Genomic DNA, 23349 nt, shown 5'->3' on the forward strand with positions numbered 1-23349 from the left:
TCTTATGGTTTCCTATTGTTTTGTTATGAGTTCCTATTGTTTTCCTATGAATCTCTCTTGTCTTCTTATGAAGATGTTTAGATGTATTTGTCCCGGTATTCCGTAGGCGTACACAGGTAAATCTTCTTGAACTGGCGGGCGTAATAATTCTGGTCACGGAATCCGCTCTCTTGAGCCACTTGCAAAATGGACAGGTTGGGATTACGCAGCAGCGTACAGGAATAATCCAGTCTCCGCCGGATCACATAGTCCATGGGCGTCGTTTGGAAGTTCCTTGCGAACTCGCGAAGAAACTGCCTTTTGGACAAATACGCCCTTTCCGCGAGCATATCCAGATTGAGCGGCTCCTGAAAGTGTTCCTCCAGATACGTAATGGACTCGGCGATTCGCAGCGCTTTATTCTGAGGCCACCCGTTGTTCGCCACATAATAGCGGGAGAGCACACCCATTAGTGCTGTAAAGTAGGAGCGGATCAGCATTCGGTAACCTTCTGGCCGCTGATCATGCTCATCCAGAATGACATCCAGCAGACCGGTGACCTGCCGCAACTGTTCATCATTCAGGGTAAGCATTCCTTTGAAGTTCATTTCCTTCCGGTAGAACGGCTCGAAATAAAATAATGCCTGGAAGCCCGCCATCAGCTTCAGTTCCTGCAGCTGAGACATCTGGTCAGGGTGAAACATGACGTTGACGTACTGAATATGATCCACGTCTTTATAGCCGTGGGACACATTGCCATGGATGAAGAACACCTGCCCGGCAGAGATCGGATACTCCCTTCCTTCGATAATGTGAGTTGCGGTACCTCCAAGAATGACAACGAGCTCGGAATAGTCATGCTGGTGGACATCAAAATCATGAGTTAGAGGGCACTTCTCAATGCGAAAAATAAAATCCGGTTCCAGCCCCAGTTCCAGGTAATGGCTTTTTCTATTCATGTCGCTATTATGCTAAAGAAGGTCACCATCGTCAAGGAATCCTGAAGCAAATTACAGTAACATGGGGATAAACGATATGAAACTGAGGTGGCTTATGTACCGCTATCATTTCCGTGCGCAGTGCCGCGAGAATATGAACCTGAAGCAATTGTTCCGCGAAGCTTTACCCGTACTTCAAACCCGAATGAAGGAACTCGGCGCCTGTCAACTTAGTCTGTTCCATTTCGGAACACAGCTGTTTCTTTATTATGAAAGTCCAGCCCCTTCGGTTGATCCTCACGAACTCTTCGCCCACTGCGAAGACACCTTGGAAATCTGGCCCGGAACGAGCAGTGTTAGAAGATGGGTACCGATGATCGATATTTTCCACTATCAGAAGCCGGTCAGCGAGAAACAATGGTTAAGACAAAACGCTTCGGCCCGGCCTTATGCCAGAATCGCCCATCTCAAGCCGGATCAAGTCGCCAGTTATGTCTTTTACCATTACCAGTATCAGGAGGAGAAGCCGGGGGATGGCGATAAATATGGGATGATTGCCCTGCATGAGAATCTGATGTTCTTCTACTCGGAAGATCCGGCAACCATCGAGAAGCCGTCCTATTCAGGGAAGCTCTCCACATCCCATACGCCGTCCGATTGGGCGGGAACGATGGAGCCTCACTTCATACCCTGGGATTCGTCCGATGGGAGCTCCCGGATCTGGCTGGAAATTCCGCCCGTGATCCGGGCATAACGATTGTTAAACGAAAGGAGTATTCCTACCATGCGAAATCAATATTGCTTAAACGGTGAATGGAATTTCATGCCTTTGTATGAGCAGGGCACTGGCTTCGGGCTTCCTGCAGAGCTGGTTTATGAACAGCAGAAGGTTCAAGTCCCCTCCAGTTGGAGAAGCTCCTACGAAAGGCTGCCGGGAAAGAACTTTGGAATCATTCCCGAGTACGAATATGCGCCTTATGATGTATTTCAATATCCGAAGGAGTGGGCGCAAGCCGAAGCGGGAGTTCTTCATCGGTCATTCCGGGTGCCTCCATCCATGAATGAACCAGGGACACAGATCTTCCTCCGTATGGACGGGATCATGCAAAAGGCTGCCGTGTATCTCGACCATCATCTCGTGACCATGTGGGAGGATGGTTACCTGCCTCTTCTCGTGGAGATTACCGAACTGGTCAGACATGATACGGAGCACGAACTTCATGTAGTCTGTGGCAGCTTTGACAAGGTCGAGATTCCTTCAGGTCAACAGAAAATCACGGGTCTTGCAGGCTCGTGGTTTGGTTCGATTGCCAGAGGGATATGGCAGGACGTATATCTGGAAAGTCGGCCGGATGTCTCGCTTGCCGATGTAGCGATCCGAACGTCGGTACGGGAGAATCGGCTGGAGGTAGATGCTGCGGTAATCCATCCCTTGGCTTCCTCCTTGAATACATCCCACAAGGCTATTCTTCACGTGCGCGAGAACGGTGATTCGACGTCCTCCCCCATTCTTCAAACTGAAGCTAACGTGTTAGCGGTGAGCGGCCAAGGGGATTCGAGCCGGCTGACGTTCCGCCTGGATTGGGAGGACGCCAAGTACTGGAATCCGGAGCAGCCTTTCTTGTACAGCTTGGAGCTTGTGCTTCTGGAAGGTGAACGGGTTATCGACCGGTTGGAACAGCTATTCGGCTTCCGTGAGATCTGGACCGAGGGTTCACGGTTTATCCTTAACGGTACGCCCATGAACTTGCGCGGTGACTCCTGGCATTTCCAGGGTGCCATTCAACAAACGCAGGAGTACGTACGCACCTGGTACGGGATGTGCAAGGAGGCCGGAGTAAACTGTGTTCGTCTGCATGCCGCGCCTCATCCGACCTATTATCTGGATATCGCCGATGAGATGGGCATGCTGATTGTGGATGAAACGGCCATCTACGGTTCGAGCAAATCCATGCCTGCAGATCATCCCGCTTATATCGCGAACTGCACAGCCCATGTCCGCAGACTGGTAGAGCGTGACCGAAATCATCCATCCATTATCCTGTGGAGCTTGCAGAACGAGATGCGCTGGGTGGACGGCCGCGATATATTCAAGCAGCATATGCCTTCCATGATGAACCTCATTCGCGAGTTGGATCCTACCCGCCCGATCATTGCAGAAGGCGATAACCGTCTCCTCCCCAAAGAACTCACGGAGGTGGAGAGCAGGCACTATAACATAGACGGCACCATCGACGCATGGGATCGCAAAGCACCTCTCGTGTTCGGCGAGCATGGCGGCTGGTGGTATGTCTGCCCCCAGAACAGCAGCATGTACGTAGGCTTGGCCGCGTATCGAAACACGGATGAATGTATCCAAGGTCTGGCCGAGAAGGAGCGGCTGTTCGTGGAATATGCGAGGCGGAAGGGCGTTTCCGGAATCTCCACCTTCAACTTCGCCCATTATTTCATGCGGGCCATCCCGGAGTGCGATATTGTACTTCCTCCATCCGATCCAGATACGCCGGGGCCGAAACCAAAAGTCATTCCCAAATATGCGCTCACGCTGAATAACGGTCTTCTTCCGAAGGAATATCCGCTTTATATGAAGAACCCGTCCTTCCCGATCATGGAAGCCTCTTTCAAGCCCGCTACCATGATACCGACAGAATACAACCGTTCCTTCTTCGATGATGGGTCGATTTCCAGAAGCTTCGATGTCTATAACGATACGTTCCATTCAAGCCAGACTCGGATTGAATGCGAAGTACGTCAGGAAGGCAGACTCCTGCACCGGGAGCACTTCCTATTCAACCAAGAACCGGCGAATCATGAAATCGTGACCGTAACCTGGAAACCTGAGCCTGTTAAGGATGTAACCCCTATACACGTGCATGCCGTAATGTTTCACGATGACAAGTTCGTTCATGAGCTGAATTTGCAGTACAAACTGTATCCCTCACATTATAAAACCACCCCTGTCTCTATAGGCCGACCTGTGGCCTACATAGGTCAGGACCAAGACTTCCATTTGTTGAGCAGCCTTGTCCCGGAATGCAGACGAATCCGGCTTGAACAGCTTGGTGAACTTTCCCCCAATCACCTCGTCGTTGCAGGCAGCGGACTCGAGGATGAGGACGGTCAACTGGAGATGGCGCTCCAAGATTATGTACGGAGGGGCGGGCGTCTTCTGTTGTTGGAACAGCACCATCTGTCTCTGGGTCAATTGACGATTTCGCGGCAGGACTTCATCCGAGCCCACGCGGGCAGCTATGACCATCCCATCCTTCAGAGCTTGGACGATGATGATCTGATGTATTGGGACGAAAAGATACGCGAGGATGGTCCCCCTCCTATCATCCATGCCGCTTTCGAGAAACCGATCAAGGGCAGCTTCAATATGATCTTGGAATGCAGCGCAGGGGATTTTGGAGATGGCGGGGATCTGTGGTCACCTCTTCTAGAATACCGGAGTGGAAACGGCCTCTTCATCGCTAATCAATTGCAGCTCATGGAGCATTTCGACACCGTCCCTGCGGCCTGCTGCTTGCTGCGCAACATGCTCGCTTATGCAGGAAACGTCGAAACGATATCGATCCAAACGGGTGCATGGGTTGAACCGGGAGGAACAGCAGATCATTTCCTGCGGTCCCTGTGCCTTTCCTTCGATGTGCTCGGAAATATCACGAGCAGCCTTCTTGGGACATATCAACTTGTTGTCGTAGAGCCAAACCTTCTGTTGGATCGGGATTCCGTAGCCCTGTTAAATGAATATGTTCGGCATGGCGGTAAACTCGTCGTCCTTCCCGCTGCTCCAGGTCATGAAGCCGCCCTATCTGCACTATTGAAGCGTCCTGTCTCGATCCTGAAACATGAAACGTACCACTTGGAGGCGAATTACGATAGGCCTGTGGTCCAAGGATTAAGTCCGGTTGACCTGTTCGGCTTCGACAAGGTTTTTCTCTCGCCCAGAGAAGTTGTTAATCGTCCCTTGGCCTCTTACAGTCTGGATACGACCGATGCAGCGGTACTATGCGCAAGCGTAGAAGGGACAGCATGGAAGGATTATTTTGTGCATGGGCACACGTCGGAATACAGCAGGCTGGCATTGGTGGAGCTGAACCGGGATCACCAGCATCCTGCCGGGAGTTTCGTACTGCAAGCGGAACAGGAACAAGGATGTATCATTTTATCTCAACTGCTCCTTGAACCGGATTCCGCCAAGTCCATACGCTTATATAGTCGACTTTTGGCCAATCTGGGGGCCGCCATAGACGACGGTCTTCTCTATAGCTCCAAAGGAGACGCGCACTGGTCCGTTGAAAAGGTCATGGCACTGCCTTGCAAGCCGTGGATTAATTACGAGGAAATGAAGACCTATTATACGGATCCGGAATTCTCGCTGAACAATCTGGGCGAGGGGCTCTACGGCTGGATGCTCAAGAAAGAGCGAAGCTCTTCGGATGGTGCCTTTCTTATCCAGAATCCCGGGGATGAGCGCTGGTTCCTGAGCTGTTTCGTTCATGGTTTGGACCCTTCATGCAATCGGGTCGATGGTATCCTTCGAGGTAAGCTTCAAGTCAACACAAACTGCGAATATGAGATTTATATAAACGGGAGTCATGTTCCCGATCCGGAGAGACATATCGAGCTGCGTGCGGGTAATAATCGTCTGATCGCTATTGTGCAAGGATCCGGGGAGAACATCCGGTTCGGTATGGTATTTAGGAACGCAGGCGGTTCATATATGAGGCATCTTCAATATCGTCTGACCTTGGATGATGTAGAGCCCAAATAAGTTTACTTTTTCGTATCTACTGCGATAAGGATATTGATAGATCATTCCATTTCAAAAGAGGTGGGTTCCATTCATATAAAACATCCGACTGCACTTGAAGTTCTTCTTGATCAAGCAAACGAGAGTCTAACTGCGAACGGTCATGCGATTGCCACTTGGGAGATTCCCGGCTTCTACCAGGATACCGAGGGACACACGCTCGCGAAGCGGCGGATGGAAAAGGACGCCCAGGCGGCCTATACAACTGCACTGGCCTACCGGCTGACAGGAACAGCGGCTTATGCAGGCAAAGCGATGGAAATCATCATGGGCTGGGCAGTGGTCAATCGGGAGATTACAGGTGCGGACGGACCATTGGTATCCGCCTATCTGGGGGTTGGACTCCTTCTGGCGGCGAATGAAATTAAAGAATACGCGGATTGGAGCAAAGAGGAGCGAGAAATGTTCACCCAATGGATGACCCGGGTATGTCTGCCGGAGTGGGATCGAATCCCTCTCCGCAACAACTGGTGGAGCTGGAGTCTGTATGCCCAATTAGCGTTGTATCGTTTTATGGATGATAAGCTCCGTTTCGCAGAAGAGGTGACCGCCCATAAGGAACATCTTGACCACTCCCTCTCCATCGAAGGATTCATTCCCGAAGAAGCATCCAGAGGCAAGCATTCCATGTGGTATCATTATTTCGCTCTCGCTCCTGTAACGGCTGCAGCCAAGCTCGTCCTGGACACGACGGGAGAGGATTTATTCCGCTGGGTTTCACCGGGCGGTAAAAGCCTCCAGTGTGCTGTCGAACAATTCTTTCATTATGTCAACGGGCATCTGAAGGAATGGCCTTATGACGATAATCCGATCTTCCCGGCACAGCTCTCTGCCGGCACATGGCCCCTTGATCTGGTTGAGGCGATGACGAACATCTATAAGAATCCGGACTTTGAACGTTTTGTCATCCCTTATCGTCCGATCACAGGGAATATTAATATCAACAGCGGTCTGTATCATTCTTATGCCTGGATCTATCCCGAGCTGCAATTTCAACGTTAGCTATAAGAAAGAAGCCTTTCCGAATATGATCGGAAAGGCTTCTTTCTGTGGTCTATTCTGTTGTTACAGCCTGCCCATCCCGAAGCAGGTAGGCTGCTGCTTCCTCCGTAATATGTTTGCCGCTCTGGGCTTGAACCTCATGGAGGAACGCTTCCGTATTCCCATTATCCAGCTTCTTGAGCAGGCTGTTAGCGATCCCGCCATTATCAATCCAGGACTTCTCCCGAAAGAGGGTTACCAGCGCTTTCAGTGAGCTGATGTCTGCATAAGTGGAGAACGTCACAACCGCTTCCTCTTCATTCCCCGCCTCGTCTATAGCGGTTACTGTGAAGGTGTGAGCTCCCAGGGGCAGCGTATAGAGGGGCACTGCCGCCCCCTGCTCCATCTGCTGATCATCGAGCCTTGCTGTACTCTTCAATTCATCAACCCCGGACACCTCATCAACAGCAGTCCACGACAGATTCAGGGACTCTGCGCTTGTAAAGTCTTTGGCTAGTGGCTCTGCCACCGAAATCATGGGTGCCGAGGCATCCAGATTAAACTCCAGCGATTTCGCTTCCTCCGCGTTTCCAGATGAATCCAGTGAACGGTATAGAATGGTATAACGACCATCCTGACTGAAGGTCAGGGAGTCCTGATAGGCCAGCCAGGTATCCCCTCCATCCAGACTATATTCTGTCGATGCGGATTCAGAAGAGTCTTCAGAAGAATGCAACGCAAGGGTTACAGGCTGTGTATACCATCCATTCATGCCGTCCGGTTCTGCCGGACTCATGACGGCCGTGGTCTCTGGAGCAGTCCGATCCGTATCGATCAGGGAGAATTTGATGTCATCGAACCACATTTCGCTGAACCCGCCAACATAGAAACCTACCGTTCCAGATGGATTGTGCTTGGTATCCGAACCTTCAAGTCGAAGTTCCCCGTTTACGTACACGCGGATGTCTGCACCTTCGGCCCGAATGCGGATCGTATACTCGGTATCAGGCTTCAGGTCCTCATCAGGCAGGTTCGTCGTTTTCAGAGCTGTCCATGCTCCATTGTAAAGAATCCATTGTGAAGTGCCATCCGCAAGCTTCTTGTACGCAAATTTCCCGGATGTGCTGGAGACGGAACGATCATATACATATAGTGTTCCCGTATCCGGCATGACCGCCGGCGTCTTCAGCTTGAAGGTAAGGTCATAGTCGGTATATGTCTTCGGATGAAGGGCCGAGGCACCTTTGAGAATTTTATACTTTTTATTGCCATCTACAGTTACAATACTGCGGTTCGGGTCTACCGGCCATCCGTTCGCTCCCGAATCAAAATCCGTAAAGTGCATCACATCAGATACCTGAATGCGTACGGATGCTGAAGCTTCCGGGTTGGCGACTGATGTTACAGTGATTTCAGCCTCGCCTTCCGCCAAAGCAGTTACCAATCCATGTTCATCCACAGCGGCAATTCCCGGTTGGGAGGTATGAAAGATAACCTCCTTATTCTCGGCATCAAGCGGATCAAATTGAACTTGCAGCTGCTTTTGTTCTCCTATGACCATGTTGGTATGACTCTCACCCAGCAGCAAACCGGATACTTCCCTGCTTGGAACGGTAAATTTGATGTCATCAAACAGAAGCTCACTGAAGCCGCCGGCATAGAACCCAACATGGCCGGACGCATTGAATGTCGAATCGCTTGCCTTTAGCTTCAATTTGTTATCCACGTAAACACTGATCTCCGGACCCTTAACGATGACTTTCATGTTATAAACCGTATCCGGCTGGAGATCAGGTGCAGCCAGTGTATTCTGCTTCACTGCTGCCCAGGCCGCATTATACAAGAGCCAGGCAGATGTTCCGTTTGCATACTTCCGGTAACCAATTCTGCCGCCGCTTCCTCCAGGGTTCAGCCGGTCAAACACATAGAAAGTGGCATCATCTGCGATGACTTTCGGCGTCTTCATCTTAAAAGTCAGCTCATAATGGTTAAACTCGTTCTCATTTAACGTTGTTGCTCCTTTAACAAGCTTATACATATGGTTGCCGCCTTCAACCTCGACAATGCTCCGGTTCGGGTCCGTGGGCCAGCTGTTCCTGCCGTTTTCGAAATCGGTATAATCGATAATGCCATCCCCAACTTCAACAGTAACCTGAACCTCATCCTTTAAGCCCGGGTTGTCAGCAGAAACGGCTGTAATTGTAGCGTTCCCTATACTAACACCCTTCAGCTTGCCGCTTGGATCCACCTTAACAATCGAAGGGTCGCTCGACGTGTATTGAAGAGCGGGGTTCGTTGCGTTCCAAGGAATGACTGCGGAATACAGAGCGAATGACTTCCCGATGCCGATGGTTACGCTTTCGTCATACAATTGGATCCGATCCACAGCAATGTGATCCGGAGCCAGGTATGGACCGGCTTTTCCCTGGATTCCCATCTCGCTGAAAGGGATGGTCGGGAAGCCAGGAATCTTTTGGAACACTTCCGCATCCGCCTTCAAATTCAAATCCCCATTCGCCAGATTAACGAAGCCAGGATCATGATCCGTAATCCAGTTGTTCGCATACTGGAGCAGGTTTCGTTTGTCATTTGCTCCCTGATTATTCGTGCCGCTTAATTTCCTCGTCGGGTTATAGATCACATTGTTCTGAAACGTGTTGGTATCCGGAAAATACCGGTTCTCCGTGAAGAAATCCGCCAGTTCCGGGTATTTCTCCATATGTGGCGTGCCTTCGAAATTATTGTTCTTTTCAAACAACGCCTTCCATTTGGGCATATAGTTTTTGGATATTTGCTGATCCGGTTGATCGCCTAGATACATGTCCGAATATTCATACGGTACTTTGGCATCAATAAAAAGATTGTTTCGGGTCTTGATATGGGCACCGCCGTTATTGAGGATGGCATCGTTACCCATGCCGTTAAATATGTTCTCTTCAATGGTAATGCCCATGGTAAAGTTATCGGGATATACCCCTTGAACCCCTGCCTTGCCTTCCCCGATATTGTGGAAATAATTCCGGCGGATTACCGATCCCCGTTCCTGAGGCGACTCGCCCAGATTCATATAGATGGCACCGAGGTCCGAGAAGGTTTTGCAGACGTCATAAATGTTGTTGTATTCCACGAGATGATCATTGCCAAAGATCAGCATTCCCGGATGGGGAGCGTCATGAATTTCGTTGTGGGAAACCTTGTTCCCCGCACCCGTCAGGAAGATGCTCGGATTATAGGCTTTGTGGTAGTAAGCAAAATCATGGATATGGCTGTTCTCCACGATATTGTTTCCTGGCTCAAGCGTCTTCTTATCTCCCCCATTCAGAATCACCCCGGTCCCGCCGATGTGATGAATATGGGAGCTGCTCACCGCATGATTGACTCCGTCCACTTTGGCAAAGTCGTTATACAGCCAGCGGCTCTGCGTATTAATCAAAACGCCCCCATTGGAGAAATTCCGTATTTCGCAGTGCTCCAATCGGACGCTGTCCCCGCCCATAATGACTGCAGCGGAGTCCCGGCCATTCTCCAGGATCAGGTCCTCAAAGGTCACATGCGAAAGATTGTTCGCGTTAATCATCGGTGTTTTAAGCATTGTAACCATGATCTCAGGATGATCACTTTCAAAGGCAGCCGTAGGCATAAAGTAGAGTTTACCCTGCTTCCGGTCGATGTAATATTCACCTGGCATATCGATCTCCTCAAGCAGGTTCTGGGCAAAATGGAAGTCCGGGTACCAGTTGGTAAACAGACCGCTCATCTCTCCGTATGCCAAGGTAATCGTCTTGTTGCTTGTATCGATGGATGCCACTTGGTTGTACGACCATTCCCAGCTGTAACCGAATATGCCATCCAACCAGATGTCATCGGCTTCTTTCCAGAGATCCGGTCTTTCGTAATTGTAGGTAAATGTCCCGCCGCGTGTCTGCAAATCCGGATCATTGCGGGTTGGTCCGGGATCGGTGATGGCGCCCATCTGGACCGTTCCATTGTTGGGCCAGCGGGCAAGGGTCATGCCTTGACCTTCGACATACAGCTCCATCGGAGGAACCTGACTGACGTCATTGGCTTTGTAATAACCATGCCGGCTCATTACACCGTAATCGGTGATGCCTTGAGCTTTCAGGTCTGCCTGTAGAACCTTCGTTCTGGCATCCGCACTGATGATTCGGTCCAGGACATTCGTGTCCGTTACCGGAGAGAACCAGCTTTTTTGAAGCTCCAGACCGCCGTTCAACCGTACGCTTTCTCCAGGATAAGCCTTGTAGGTTATCCGCTTATTCTCCGTACCGGAGTCCTGCTCCTCCAGCAGAAAACTTTCGCTTCGATTATAGGTGCCGCCTCTTACATAGACCGTCACACCGCCTTCAGGCAGCCCGGAATCCTTCTTCAATTGCCGGATTGCATCCCTGGCCTTTTCAAGTGTACGGAATGGAGCGGTTTCCGTTCCCGGATTCGAATCGTCACCTTCATTTGAAATATAAAAGACAGCACCAGGGTTCACCGCATCTTCCGCATTCACTCCCGTAACCGGCAGACCCCCCACCAACAAGACCAGGATTAATGCAATAATGATCTGTCTCCTCATCATCTTTGGAAATACCTCCCTTATCAGATCAATCAGATAAAATGCACATGATCACTACCCTTTTACAGATCCAATCATGGTTCCTTTTTCGAAATATCGAAGCAGGAAAGGATACATGACAATCACCGGCAAGGAGCTGACAATGACAGCCGCCATTTTCAAGCTCTCCGGAGCTGGCGGTGTTGCAAGCGTCGCCGTAGTAAACGGGTCGAGTTTGCTCTCGATGAGGATCTGGCGGACAACCTGCTGCAGCACGAATTTGGATGAATCGGTGACGTAAAGCAGGTTATCCATAAACGCATTAATGTGGTAAACCAAATTCCAGAGCCCGATCGTCACAAGAGACGGAATGGACAGCGGGAGCAGGATACGGAACAGAATTCGCAAGTCCCTTGCCCCGTCGATACGAGCTGCTTCGATCAGCGCATCTGGAACGGAACGGAAAAACGAGATCATTACAAGCACATGAAAAGCATTGGCAGCGGATGGCAGCACATAGACCCAGTGCGTGTTAAGCAGATGCAGTTCTTTTATTAATAGATATTGCGGGACAATTCCGCCATCGAAGATCATCGTGAACAACAGCAGCATGATCAGCAGCCGTTTCATGGGCAGATCGGGACGGGAGAGCGGATAAGCTGCGCAGATAGTAACGAGAAGTGTTAAGGCCGTCCCTACGACCATCCGAAACAGCGTATTCGCATATCCTGACCAGATTAATGGATAGTCCAGCAGCCCGCGGTATGCTTCCCACTCGAAATCCCGAGGATAAAAATGAAATCCGCTTCGAAGTGCTTCTCCCCTACCGCTGAAGGAGACGGACAGGACATGAATGAACGGGTACACAACGATGAGTGCCAGGATGGACAATATAAGATAGATCATGGCGGGTGCAATGAGCTCTTGCCATCTTTTTATTTTCATGACTGTCTTCCTCCTGCCTTTACCATAGGCCGCTCTCGCCGCGGCTCAATTTTCGCACGGTCAGATTAGCCCCCAGAATAAGCAGGAGCCCTACCAGCGATTTAAACAAGCCAATGGCCGCCGTGTAGCTGTACTGAAACTGCTGCAGACCTACCCGGTAGACATAAGTATCGATGACGTCACCCGTTTCGTAATTGACCGGGTTTAACAGATTGATGATTTGTTCGAAGTTTGCGCTTAGGAAACCACCAAGACTCAGAATGAACATAATCGCGACGGTTGGCATGATGGATGGGATATTAATTCGAATGATTCGCTGCCACCGATTGGCTCCGTCAATGACGGCCGATTCATGCAGCTCCGGGTTGATCGCCGCCAAAGCAGCAAAGTAGATAATCGAGCCCCAGCCGATATCCTTGAGGATTGAAGAAATGACCACAATCGGACGGAAATATTCTTTCTTTCCCATATAAAAGACAGGTTCCCCTCCAAACCATTTCACAATTTCCCCTACAACGCCGGACGTTGGAGAGAGAAAATAAATAATCAGCCCGGACATGACGACCCACGATACGAAATGAGGCAAGTACATGGTCGTCTGGATAAACCGCTGGAAATACCTTGACCTCACCTCGTTAAGCAATATCGCCAGTATGATTGGTGCGGGAAAAGCAAAGATCATCTGATACAAATTCAGGAGCAGGGTATTTTTAAGTAATCGATAAAAATCCCCATTTTGAAATATTTCCTGAAAATGGCGGAATCCGACCCACGGACTTCCCCATATCCCGTCGACGACCCGGAAATCCTTAAAGGCAATGACGACTCCATATAAAGGGCCGTATTTAAATACGACGAAGAATGCAAAGGCGAATAGAAATAGTAAAAGCAGCTCTCCGTGTTTTTTTATCGTTTTCATGGCGCACTTCCTTGTTAAACCGAACCGCCAGCCCTCCCGCAAGAGATGATTAAGCCCTTACGGGTGGTTGGGCCAAGTCAAGGTTATTTTTTGAATTGAGCTTGGTACATCTCATTGGCTTCCTTCGTTAATTCATCGCCGCCTTTTGCCTTCCATTCCGTCACGAAGGTATCAAAATCAGTCAGAGGAATTTCGCCGCTGATGATTTGAGCGAAATATTTTTGCATGAGTGACGTCAATTCCTGTTTGTATTTTCCGTCCGAAGGCAGCACAGAGAATAGCAGCGCATCGGTCCATCTTGGAGCAGATGAATACGTTTTGACCGCCTCATTCAGCTTCGGATCGGAATATTTGTCCCGATAAGCCTGAGTGGTAATGTTACCAAAAGAGAACAGACGGATTCCCAGTTGATCACGCTGCTCCTGCTTATCGAATCCAGGCAGGAATGTCGTCGCCCCTGAGGTAGCACCGCTCTCAGCAAAATCCCATTGCTCCCCCTTTACACCAAGGCTGGTCATATTGATGGTCTCTTCATCATTGCTCTGTGCCTGTAGAATTTCGAACAGCTTCTCAAGCTTCTCGGGCTGATCCTTGACTTTGCTGCCGATAACCAGGAAATTGCTCTTGATTCCCCAATCCCAGGAGCCGTCACCGCCAGGTCCCTTCGGATTTTTGGAAAATGCCATCTTGGCATCCGGATTCAAGGCCAGCATTTCCTTGACTGTTGCCGATTCCGGTAGAGCGCCTTTGCTGATCTGCTCTTCAATGACGCCGATCCGGTTGTTATACAGTTTCTTACGATATGAATCCTGTGTATCTGTAATAAATTCCGGATCGATGACCCCATCCTCATACCATTTGCGCAGCTTCGCCAAGGCTTCCTTGGTCTCCGGCATGATCGATCCATTTACAATCTGACCATCCCTCTCCATCCACATGGTCGGCTCCACACCGAATGCACCGAAGATGGAATAGAACCCGGATGACCACGTGGACGTAGCCGTTCCTGTCAACCCGTACGTATCCTTCACACCGTTACCGTCCGGATCCTTTTGTGCAAAGGCATATACAGCTTCCTCGAATTCATCCAACGTTTCCGGGATTTTCTGAATGCCGACCTGATCCAGCCAGTCCTTACGCCACAGCATCCCCAGATCGTAAGGCTTCAAATCGATAAACATCGGGATAGCCCACAGCTCGTTATTAACGGTAACGGTCTGGAAAAGCTCTTTCTTTTTCTCAATATCCGCGTAATACTCAGGCATTTTCTCCTTCAACATGTTCTGATCAATGCTCATTAACACGCCCTGATTTTGGTAAGCGATTACATTAGAAGGATCACCGAGCATGAATATGTCTGGTATATCCCCGGAAGCGATACTGGCGTCCGTTACCTTCACAGGTTTGATCTTTACATTAAACTTCTGCTCCAGCCACTTCTGAACCACCGAGTCATTGACAACTCCATCTGCGGCAAAATGAATGCCCCAGGAGATTTCGATCGGATCGGAGTTTGCTCCTGGCGTTTCTCCTGCATTTGAACTCGGGCTTGAGGAGTTCGTCTCGGAAGTACATCCGGTAAGCAAGCTTGCCGTTAAACTTACAGCTAGTAGGATAGCGCTTACAAATTTGATTCTTTTACTCAATAGAACCTACCCCCTATTGTTGGATTGGTTTTGGATTCGAAGATTCCCGCATCCTGCATAACGACCCGGCCGGGTATTGGAAACGGTTTTTACATACTTAAAATTTAAGCTTTATACCTTCCGGTGCACAATCCTCTCATTCCATTTTTTTTATGTTTTTGGCTTCAGAAGCCGTGTAGAGTCACTGACGTTATTCCGTTTTTTGTATGTTTTTCAATTTCGATCTGTTCTAATTCCGTTGATGTGATATATAATTGACTGCACACAACTACTGAGATATTCGAATTTTATTGTAAGCGCTATCAATATGAGATAAGGAGGGGATTGCCATGAGGGGACTATTGGCTATGAAAAATAACTCCATGTTCGTTAAACTGCTCCTATCGATGACCGCCATTACTTTGATCACTGTTGTTCTCATTTCTTCGGTCACTTACATGATTTCGGCTGATAACAGTGTCCGTAATGCCATCAGTTATAATGAATCTGTCTTGACTCAGCAGAAGGAGCTGATTCATAAGGAGCTGACCACCATCGGAAATGCGGCCAATAGTCTGCTGATGGCTCAATCCTATGTGTACCATACCATCGGAGGCAAGCTCTCTGTAGGTTCATTAATTGATCTATCCACTCTTGTAGAAGAGCAAAAAAAGCTCAGTCCCTACATCGATTCCATCTATCTATACTACGCCCCGCTTGAACTTGTCCTGACATCACGTCCGGAGATAAAGACATCTCCTATATCCGACTTTGCTGACCAGTCCTGGCTGGATACCTTAAATCAAGACTCATCATCTCGTACCGTCTGGTTAACGGGAAGATCGAATGGATTTTCTCCGGATCATCCTGCGACCTCCCTGATTCAGAAAATGCCACTGATTGGCCAAGTGGAGGGCGCGATCGTCATTAATTTGAATCTGGATCGACTCTTCGCTGACTACTTAAGTCATTACAATAGCAAGAAAGGCACCATCATGGTCATTGGTCCACAGGGTGAACTCCTCTATTCCGATGCTCATGACAGAGAAGCCCTTCTTCAGCAGTGGGATGCCGAACAGGTAACATCGGAGAGCGGCTACTATATTGGTGATTCCGATCAGATCGTATCCTACAGTGCATCAAATATGACAGGCTGGCGATTCGTCGATATCACCGAACGATCCGTCCTTCTGCAAGGCATGAACCGAATTAAAGTCCTCATTTGGACAGTCGCCATCCTATATATAACGGCTGCTGTTGCTATTTCCTATTTTTTATCGAGAAGATTATATCGCCCGCTGCAAAGTGTGATTTCCTATATTGTGAGCTCTGAAGAATCCGAACGGCGCGACAGATCCGGTGCTCCCAGCAGCACGGATGAAGTCGGCTTTATCCGTCATTCCTTTGAGCAGATGACACGTAATCGCGATATTTTAATCAAAGAAAAGCTGAAAGTAGATGAACTCCTCACCGGAAATCGAACGGCCATTAAGGAAAAGTATTTGAACGATCTAATCCAGGGCAACGTACAGGAAGAAGCAGCAGACAGACCGGACCATGCGGCAGAGCTGCTTGGATTACAGCTTGATTTCAATCGTTTTGCCATCCTGACCCTTGCACTCGAGGAGCATCAGCCGTTGAGGGGATCGGAGGATATATTCCATTCCCATCTGCTCCAGTACGGTCTGATGGAAGAGCTGGGAAAGGATATCAACGGAGAAATTTTTGTCAAAGACAGCAGGCACACGGTCATCCTTCTCTCCTTGCATCCGGATGCCGATGATACCTTTCCTGTGGAACAAGCCAGAAGCCTCAAATCATATTTTCTCAGTCGTTATGGGATCTCTGTGACCATCGCTGTCAGCCGCATTCACGCCGGAGAACTAGCCGTGCGTGCAGCTTACAACGAGACTCAAGAGGCACTTAATATGAAAATCTACATTGGGAAGGGCGAAATTCTGCCCTATTCGATCCTTGATGAATGGAAATCGGAAGAAGGTACCTACTATTATCCGTTTGAACTCGAAACGAAGCTGCAGCAGTCCCTGCTGAAGACGGATAAAGAGGAATGTACTGCCGTAATCCGGGCCATCACCCGGGAGGTGCTAAAGCAAAGGCTGGGTAAGGCAAATATTCATCAGCTGTACGTTCAATTAAGCGGGGAGCTGGTTAAAACACTCGTTCAGACTGGCGGCGAGGTGACCGCTGTTATCGGTGAAGGATCGTCCTATACCGATGCTCTGGCGCGTGCCGAAACCGTTCAGGATATGGAGACATGTGTGTTAACGATATGCAGCAATATCATTGACTACCACCGGGAGAAGCGCTCCAAAATGACGGATGTGACCCTTCAGCTGGCAACCGAATTCATGGACAACCATTACAATAAGAATATATCAGTGGATAACGTGGCGGAACACGTAAAACGCAGCTCGTCCTACTTGGGTCGCATCTTCAAAGAGTCAACGGGCATGACGGTTAATGACTATCTCATCCAGCTGCGCATCAAACGTGCCATGGAGCTGTTGAAGCAGACAGATGCCTCCGTTGAGGAGGTTTGTCGGGAGATAGGGTACGCAAACGTCAGCTATTTCAACAAAATATTCAAGGCCAGAACAGGACTTACCCCGGGGCAATTCCGGCACCAACACACGGCAGACCAACGGTTAACTCAGGGAAAGGGGCCGAAGACATCCTAATTGGAACCATTTCCGAATGAAGAGCCGATCAGGACCGACCCCAATATTCCGTTGTTCTTGTCATTCCGCAAAGAGCGATATATCCCTAAAATGACTCGCCTAGATATGTTAAATGTAAAAAGAAACCGTCCCTTTGGTATGTGATTGCGAACACATCCACTTTACAAGGAACGGTTTCTTTAGGGTTTATCATTTTCAGGATGGCGCTCTCAAGCCAATAAAGCCTGAGCAATCTCATCGATGATGCCATTGATGCCGGTTGGTCCATAACAGCCGATCCATGTCGCGGCATCTACAGAATATATATGCTGTCGCTCATCGGTATCCAGCATCCCCCACACATGCTGCTCTGTAGCGGATATCCCATTCTGCATGAGTTTATTACTCAGCAAAAAGTAGTGGCTGGCTTGTACAGCCGGTAGTCTCTCAACCGAGATGTGATAGGCCGTGTCGGAAGTATCTGCTACAAATAACGGAACAGGCAGACCTAGATCGCGGTACAGCACAGCGCCAGTTCGATGAGCAGCGGAATGTACACGTACGAGAGAATCCAGCGGACGGATCAGGGCCACACTTTTGCCTGCCACTACAGAAGCCAGTTCTTCGGACAGCAAAGCAGTCCGGCGATGATAATTCGCAATAATCTGCTTGGCTTCTGCCCGCTTGCCTGTCAGTTCACCGAACAAACTCAAAATTGTCTGCCAACTTTCATTGCGCTTGAACATGAGTACTGGAGCAATCCGACTTAAACGTTCAACATGCTGATCATGCACCTCGGTGCAAATAATCAGATCCGGAGACAATCGCTCTACCGCAGGCAGATCGGGGTATTCATACGTGCCGAGCAATTCGGTATGCTGAAGTCCTGTCCGAAGTGATGGAGGGAATGTTAACACGGTACTTCCCACTCCGACACTTCCTACTGGAGACAACCCAAGCGCAAGCAGATGATCGGCATATTGCACATCGAGGACAGCGATACGTTTTGGTGATTCGATGACGGTATACTCCCCTCGCATATGGCAGATGACTGAGCCTTGGGCAGATTCATATGATGAAGCTGTGCGGTTTTGCAGCAAAGCATTGGCATAGTCTGCGTCTGTTCTCGAAGCGGCGGCAAGTCGGTAATGCAGCGGTGGGACGCCATAATGTTTCTTAAACGCTCTGCTGAAATAATACATATCGCGATAGCCCATTCTCTCTGCAATTTCCCCAATGGGAGCATCCGTATGACGGAGCATTCGCGATGCACTCTCCATCCGCAGCTGGATGACGTATTCCATCGGTCCGAGCTGCTTCTCTTGTTTGAAACGGCGCTGTAACTGCCTTACGCTGCATCCCGCAAGGGCTGCCAGCTCTTTTAGCTCCAGGTTCTGGCGATAATGCGAGGTTATATAGGAAGCCACAACATCCACCATGTCGGACTCTGGTCCCCCTTGACCATGTTCGTACTCTATGATCAGCTCGTAGATCATCCCCTGGAGCAGCGCGTTGGCATAGAATCGTTCCAGCCCTTCGCCGCGGCGCCATTTGACAACGATTTTCTCCCCGTTCTCAATCCATTCCGCGTGGGTTACCGAATGCTGCACAAATGACCTGCGCAGCGGGTGTTTACGATACGAAGGCACAACAAGAGAGGCTCCCTCCATGGAAGAAGCCTGGTACATGATAACAATATAGTGTATGTCCTCTGATCTGGCTGTCAGCGTAAAGGATGCCCCCTCTACCACATGACAGGCAAAAGAAGCTCCAATGTGGCAACCCTCGCCATCCATCTCAAGCTCCCCTTCCCCTCCGCATGCCAGCAGCAAGACATTTGAAGTTAAATCCGTTTCGCGTAGAACGCTGCCTGTCTGCAAAGTACCGCTATACCCGTCAAGCATCTTGATCGCCGTATCACTCCAACCACTTGTCTGTTCTTGCAGCGGCATTTCTCTCATCTCCTGACAATAGCAAAGGTAAGTTGTTGCTGCTGTCATTTTAATTGAGATTCATTCTCATTGTCAATTTTCGGACATTTGTTGCAGTATTCCTCGGACATCTGATAATAAAAGCAACAGGTGATGCGCTTGCTCTTCGCAACAGGAACGTTGCTCTTGGTTTCTGTGAAACGGGTAAATGGATTACGTTTTACACCGAACACCTGCCCTGGCGCATCTTGCGTCAGATATGAAAAATCATTCTGGATGTGCTGGCATTCCTCCCCGTCATCGTCTGCATCAGGCGTATACAGCGGGCCAATACGTACCATGATATTCTCCCAGAGGATACTCATCGAAAGAGGCGCAATCACAGCAAGTGTCTGTAACAGCGGTGTAAGCTGTACCGTAAACATCTCCTCTACCACCTTTTCCCGCCACAGTTCCCTGTCTCCTGTCAGTGCTTCTGCCTGAAGCCCTTTCACCGCTAGAAAAGGAAATCGTGTACCGCTCTCATGAGCTGAGAGCGTCGGATGATAGAGGAAGCTGTTCTCCAGCTCAAAGGAAACATGCTGATGATGAAAAGTCATCGCTGTCACCAGCGGAGCGGTCCACAGATAGCCAATCCGCTTGGCTAACATCGAAGCCGCAACCTTCATGTCAGGCGCATCAATGTACTCCTGAAACCAGCTTATATACTCTCGGCATGCAGATTCTTCATGCAGCTCGCTCAAAGCAATGGTACGGACACTATGTTCAGGCGGCTCACCGAGCCATATCGAATAATCCTCCGCCGTTTGTCTCCATAAGTCGGTCGAGAGATAATGGTTCATTTTAATCCGATCCCAGCAGTGCTTCCGAGGCCTCGTCTACAATAATATTAATGGCTAACGGACCATAATAAGCGATCCAGAGTGTTGCATTCACATCATATGCACGGTTATTTTTGACGGCATCAAGGGATTTCCATACCGGGCTGCTCTCCAAAACATCAGCCTCTGCGGCAAATAACTCATCAGACAGCAGGAAATAGCGATCTGCCCCAATATCAGGGACTTTCTCCATCGATATTTCAACGGAGGTGTCATCTTTGATCTCCTGAACGAGTGCAGGGGCCTTCAAGCCCAAGTCCTCATACAGAATGCCGCCTGTCCGATGCTCAAGACCATGAACACGAATCCCTTCCTTTCTCGGGCGAATCAGAGCTACCGTTTCATCTCCCAGCTTCTCCGACAGCTTCGCCTTCAATCCAGCGACTTTCTCCTCATATGCCTGACGTACAGTCTCTGCTTCTGCCTTTTTGCCTGTGATCGCGGCAACCGTGGTTAACGTTTCTCGCCAATCCTCGTAGAAGTCGAGTACGATTGTGGGTGCTATTTTGCTAACATTTTCATACTCTTTCTCCTGGAAATCAGTCATCAAAATAAGATCCGGATCCAATGCTACAATCGCCTCCAGATTGGGCTCGTCCCGTGTACCCAGGACCTGTACGTCCCCCAGCTGATCGCTTAAGTATTCTGGAAATGTGGTATTGCCTCCAGCGATAACACTACCTGATGGCTGCTCGCCAACAGCTAACAATTGATCCAGGAATTTGACATCAAGCACAGCAATGGTCTTTGGCTTCTCGTTTAGCGTCAGCTCACCCTTCATGTGTTTGATCGTAACAGGGTAAGCTCCGGCAGTCTGGGTTTCTTCATTCGCAGGTGTCTCCGCCGGCGTTGCCGCAGATGGCTTGCCGCTATCTGTACCTGCTCCGGCACCGCAAGCCGTCAGGACAAGAATCAGGGCTAGCATGAAGCCCGTTAATAATCGTGATTTGTAGACAGCATATGCCTTGCTTCCAGCCGCTTGCCCCTTTGTTCCTTGATTCATGATGAATCCCCCTTATGCATAATACTGATAATGATTTTCATTATCGAAACATAAAGAGAGTATAAACGATCTCCACATCGCGTTACCATGTACTTTTGCGACATTTCAGCCGGACTAATGCGACATGTATGGAGAAGGAAGTTGCTTTCTCAAACAGAGTAACCCTATTCTCTTTTTCCTCGTAACACATTTTCACTCTCTAAATACAAGAGCACCTCCAGATCGAGCTTCATATCGTACGATAGAATTGCACGCTCTCGAAGGTGCTTTATTTATCCCAGACTTTTAGTCATACGCCTATATACTATTTCTCTGTATACTTGTTGTTATAGGCAATGAAATATTGGGATGTAGAATCTTCCACAGCAATCATATCCTTAGTATCTTTGTTATTCATTTTAAATAGCCTTGTACCTACTTTATATGTATTCGAACTTACAATGTTCGTCTCATTAACATCTCTCTCATTGGTTGAAGATACTTCTATCTCGCCTATTTGTTCAACTAGTTCATCTTCTGTAACGGTCTCATTACTTGTAATGTAGACTTCATTCTTTATTTTTATCATTTTATCTGAAGCAAAACTTCCAGACGACGATGAACAACCGAATAAAAGTACAATTAAAGAAATGAAAGGCATGAATAGAATATTTCTTTTCATATTATCTCACCTCCACATATAGACTAAGGTCCCTATTGCTAGGAACCATGTTGTAGTGCGTTAGAAGCTCTATGATAAATAATATAAATGGGGTTTCTCCGCCAAGACGATCGTTTTATCTCTTTAAGCTCTTCTACTCAACTTCTTAAATGACGAGTATTCCTGCTCGGAATTGATATAAGCTAATATCTTTTCCGCACATGCAGCTGAACTGAGTTCTTCCGTGTTCACTTCAAGATCATATTCATCATACGAATAGATGTAGTCGAACTGGGAATGGGCAAGTCCAACTGCGCGATCTCCCCTGCTTAGCTCTCTTCTGGTGAGTTCTTCTTTGGAGCAGTGCACGCCCACAAACAATATCGGATAATCTGAAAGCAAATCATAAAAGCCGTTAAACCACTTGTCATTGGTGATGACCGTATCCACGATGACATTCAGACCCATCTCCGAAAACAGTTTAATGGTTGAATAGAACAATGAGACGATCGGATCGAAAAGGATATCTGTCATCACATGAGGTTCCACTTCTCTTGTAGGTTTCATATCTGGGTATGTATTGTCGATAAACTGATCATAATTTTGGAAAAATTGATCTACAGACAGATGATGTAACGGAATGTCTCCCTGCTTTTTCATTTCCACCGCGATGCTCGTCTTTCCCGAACTTGACGTACCGTTCAAAAATATAATCAGCCCTTGTTCCACATGAATCACCCTCACTATTAGATTGGATCGTCGTATCTTTCAGATCACGTTCCCGTGTCCGTGTGCTGGGGTAGCCAGTGCCTCGAATCAAGGCCCTATGCCTGCAGCTTGAAATATGATGTTATATGTAGTTATGTGCTCTTATCAAGCAGATTTACATATTCTTGCTCAATGATAAGAATGCCTTTATCTACTACTATTTTTTCGTAGTCGCTTCTCAACCGAGTTTCTTTCCATACCTGTGCTTCAAATAATACATTATCCCTGCGCGATCAACATCTGAAAACTGTCTTGGATCATCGATCATGCACTCATAGACCTCATCAATCGTTCTCCAACCGATATTTGTCGTTTCGTCACCCTCTTGCAAGAGCTCCCCCTGCACCTGACATATAAAATACATGCCGATTGAATCTACAGGCCCTTTAATGGTTTGATATACACAATACGGCTCCAAACATTCAACTTCAAATTTCGGGTTGATCCCACATGTATCTATTCGCTTGTGACTACCTTCTACGGCTACAACGGTCAAACCTGTCTCTTCATATACTTCTCTTCTCAATGCATCTATGATGGATTCGTACAGTTCCAATCTACCGCCCGGCAATTCCAGCAACTCCTCATTCTTTTTATTTCGAGTCTGAATTATGATTTCTGCTCTATCCTTATCTTGGCGTTCAATAAAAGCTCTGGCATTAACATAGAACATTGATGATT

General features: G+C 48.6%; 15 protein-coding genes. 4 read left to right on the forward strand and 11 right to left on the reverse strand.

Going from position 1 to position 23349, the window contains the following annotated elements; translation table 11 throughout:
* Positions 1 to 77: 77 nt before the first annotated feature.
* On the reverse strand, positions 78 to 938 hold the full coding sequence (locus ABGV42_RS13515) for an AraC family transcriptional regulator (protein ID WP_347382103.1): 861 nt from the start codon (positions 936 to 938) through the stop codon (positions 78 to 80).
* 76 nt (positions 939 to 1014) lie between these two features.
* On the opposite strand from ABGV42_RS13515, the gene ABGV42_RS13520 reads away from it, so the two are divergent.
* From ABGV42_RS13520 to ABGV42_RS13530, 3 genes are read left to right on the forward strand one after another with little or no spacing between them, the layout of a single operon-like run.
* On the forward strand, positions 1015 to 1671 hold the full coding sequence (locus ABGV42_RS13520) for a hypothetical protein (RefSeq protein ID WP_347382104.1): 657 nt from the start codon (positions 1015 to 1017) through the stop codon (positions 1669 to 1671).
* 30 nt (positions 1672 to 1701) lie between these two features.
* Complete coding sequence (locus ABGV42_RS13525; RefSeq protein WP_347382105.1) at positions 1702 to 5694, forward strand: glycoside hydrolase family 2 protein; 3993 nt, start codon at positions 1702 to 1704, stop codon at positions 5692 to 5694.
* 33 nt (positions 5695 to 5727) lie between these two features.
* Complete coding sequence (locus tag ABGV42_RS13530; protein WP_347382106.1) at positions 5728 to 6735, forward strand: alginate lyase family protein; 1008 nt, start codon at positions 5728 to 5730, stop codon at positions 6733 to 6735.
* A gap of 52 nt (positions 6736 to 6787) precedes the next feature.
* On the opposite strand, the gene ABGV42_RS13535 is transcribed toward ABGV42_RS13530, so the two are convergent.
* The 4 genes from ABGV42_RS13535 to ABGV42_RS13550 form a co-directional block, all read right to left on the reverse strand.
* Complete coding sequence (locus tag ABGV42_RS13535) at positions 6788 to 11302, reverse strand: Ig-like domain-containing protein (RefSeq protein ID WP_347382107.1); 4515 nt, start codon at positions 11300 to 11302, stop codon at positions 6788 to 6790.
* Positions 11303 to 11353: 51 nt separating this feature from the next.
* Positions 11354 to 12223 (reverse strand): carbohydrate ABC transporter permease, encoded by an 870-nt coding sequence (locus tag ABGV42_RS13540; RefSeq protein WP_095289326.1) that lies wholly within the window; start codon positions 12221 to 12223, stop codon positions 11354 to 11356.
* A 19-nt stretch (positions 12224 to 12242) separates the two neighbouring features.
* Positions 12243 to 13142, reverse strand: a complete 900-nt coding sequence (locus ABGV42_RS13545; RefSeq protein WP_095360474.1) for an ABC transporter permease — start codon at positions 13140 to 13142, stop codon at positions 12243 to 12245.
* Between the two features lie 83 nt (positions 13143 to 13225).
* Positions 13226 to 14788 (reverse strand): extracellular solute-binding protein, encoded by a 1563-nt coding sequence (locus ABGV42_RS13550; protein WP_347382108.1) that lies wholly within the window; start codon positions 14786 to 14788, stop codon positions 13226 to 13228.
* Positions 14789 to 15117: 329 nt separating this feature from the next.
* Between ABGV42_RS13550 and ABGV42_RS13555 the strand changes: the two genes are divergently transcribed.
* A complete protein-coding gene (locus ABGV42_RS13555) occupies positions 15118 to 17466 on the forward strand; it encodes a helix-turn-helix domain-containing protein (RefSeq protein ID WP_347382109.1) in 2349 nt (782 codons plus the stop codon).
* Positions 17467 to 17675: 209 nt separating this feature from the next.
* Here ABGV42_RS13555 and ABGV42_RS13560 read toward each other — a convergent pair whose 3' ends face one another.
* From ABGV42_RS13560 to ABGV42_RS13585, 6 genes are all read right to left on the reverse strand, one after another.
* The gene (locus ABGV42_RS13560; protein WP_347382110.1) at positions 17676 to 19397 is read right to left on the reverse strand and encodes a helix-turn-helix domain-containing protein; all 1722 of its coding nucleotides are present in this window, start codon (positions 19395 to 19397) and stop codon (positions 17676 to 17678) included.
* 44 nt (positions 19398 to 19441) lie between these two features.
* Entirely contained in the window at positions 19442 to 20218 is a 777-nt protein-coding gene (locus ABGV42_RS13565; RefSeq protein ID WP_347382111.1) for a (2Fe-2S)-binding protein, read from the reverse strand.
* A gap of 1 nt (position 20219) precedes the next feature.
* Positions 20220 to 21260 (reverse strand): ABC transporter substrate-binding protein, encoded by a 1041-nt coding sequence (locus ABGV42_RS13570; RefSeq protein ID WP_347382112.1) that lies wholly within the window; start codon positions 21258 to 21260, stop codon positions 20220 to 20222.
* A 304-nt stretch (positions 21261 to 21564) separates the two neighbouring features.
* Entirely contained in the window at positions 21565 to 21921 is a 357-nt protein-coding gene (locus ABGV42_RS13575) for a hypothetical protein (protein ID WP_347382113.1), read from the reverse strand.
* Positions 21922 to 22044: 123 nt separating this feature from the next.
* Positions 22045 to 22629, reverse strand: a complete 585-nt coding sequence (locus ABGV42_RS13580; protein WP_347382114.1) for a chloramphenicol phosphotransferase CPT family protein — start codon at positions 22627 to 22629, stop codon at positions 22045 to 22047.
* Between the two features lie 217 nt (positions 22630 to 22846).
* A complete protein-coding gene (locus ABGV42_RS13585; protein WP_347382115.1) occupies positions 22847 to 23341 on the reverse strand; it encodes an NUDIX hydrolase in 495 nt (164 codons plus the stop codon).
* Between the last annotated feature and the right edge of the window lie 8 nt (positions 23342 to 23349).

The organism is Paenibacillus pabuli, assembly GCF_039831995.1.
GTDB lineage: Bacteria > Bacillota > Bacilli > Paenibacillales > Paenibacillaceae > Paenibacillus > Paenibacillus pabuli_C.

Excerpts from the sequence above, each read along its gene's own strand:
- ABGV42_RS13515 (WP_347382103.1), bottom strand. The coding sequence starts at position 938 with ATGAATAGAAAAAGCCATTACCTGGAACTGGGGCTGGAACCGGATTTT.
- ABGV42_RS13520 (WP_347382104.1), top strand. The coding sequence starts at position 1,015 with ATGAAACTGAGGTGGCTTATGTACCGCTATCATTTCCGTGCGCAGTGC.
- ABGV42_RS13525 (WP_347382105.1), top strand. The coding sequence starts at position 1,702 with ATGCGAAATCAATATTGCTTAAACGGTGAATGGAATTTCATGCCTTTG.
- ABGV42_RS13535 (WP_347382107.1), bottom strand. The coding sequence starts at position 11,302 with ATGATGAGGAGACAGATCATTATTGCATTAATCCTGGTCTTGTTGGTG.
- ABGV42_RS13540 (WP_095289326.1), bottom strand. The coding sequence starts at position 12,223 with ATGAAAATAAAAAGATGGCAAGAGCTCATTGCACCCGCCATGATCTAT.
- ABGV42_RS13545 (WP_095360474.1), bottom strand. The coding sequence starts at position 13,142 with ATGAAAACGATAAAAAAACACGGAGAGCTGCTTTTACTATTTCTATTC.
- ABGV42_RS13555 (WP_347382109.1), top strand. The coding sequence starts at position 15,118 with ATGAGGGGACTATTGGCTATGAAAAATAACTCCATGTTCGTTAAACTG.
- ABGV42_RS13560 (WP_347382110.1), bottom strand. The coding sequence starts at position 19,397 with ATGCCGCTGCAAGAACAGACAAGTGGTTGGAGTGATACGGCGATCAAG.
- ABGV42_RS13565 (WP_347382111.1), bottom strand. The coding sequence starts at position 20,218 with ATGAACCATTATCTCTCGACCGACTTATGGAGACAAACGGCGGAGGAT.
- ABGV42_RS13570 (WP_347382112.1), bottom strand. The coding sequence starts at position 21,260 with ATGAATCAAGGAACAAAGGGGCAAGCGGCTGGAAGCAAGGCATATGCT.
- ABGV42_RS13575 (WP_347382113.1), bottom strand. The coding sequence starts at position 21,921 with ATGAAAAGAAATATTCTATTCATGCCTTTCATTTCTTTAATTGTACTT.
- ABGV42_RS13585 (WP_347382115.1), bottom strand. The coding sequence starts at position 23,341 with ATGTTCTATGTTAATGCCAGAGCTTTTATTGAACGCCAAGATAAGGAT.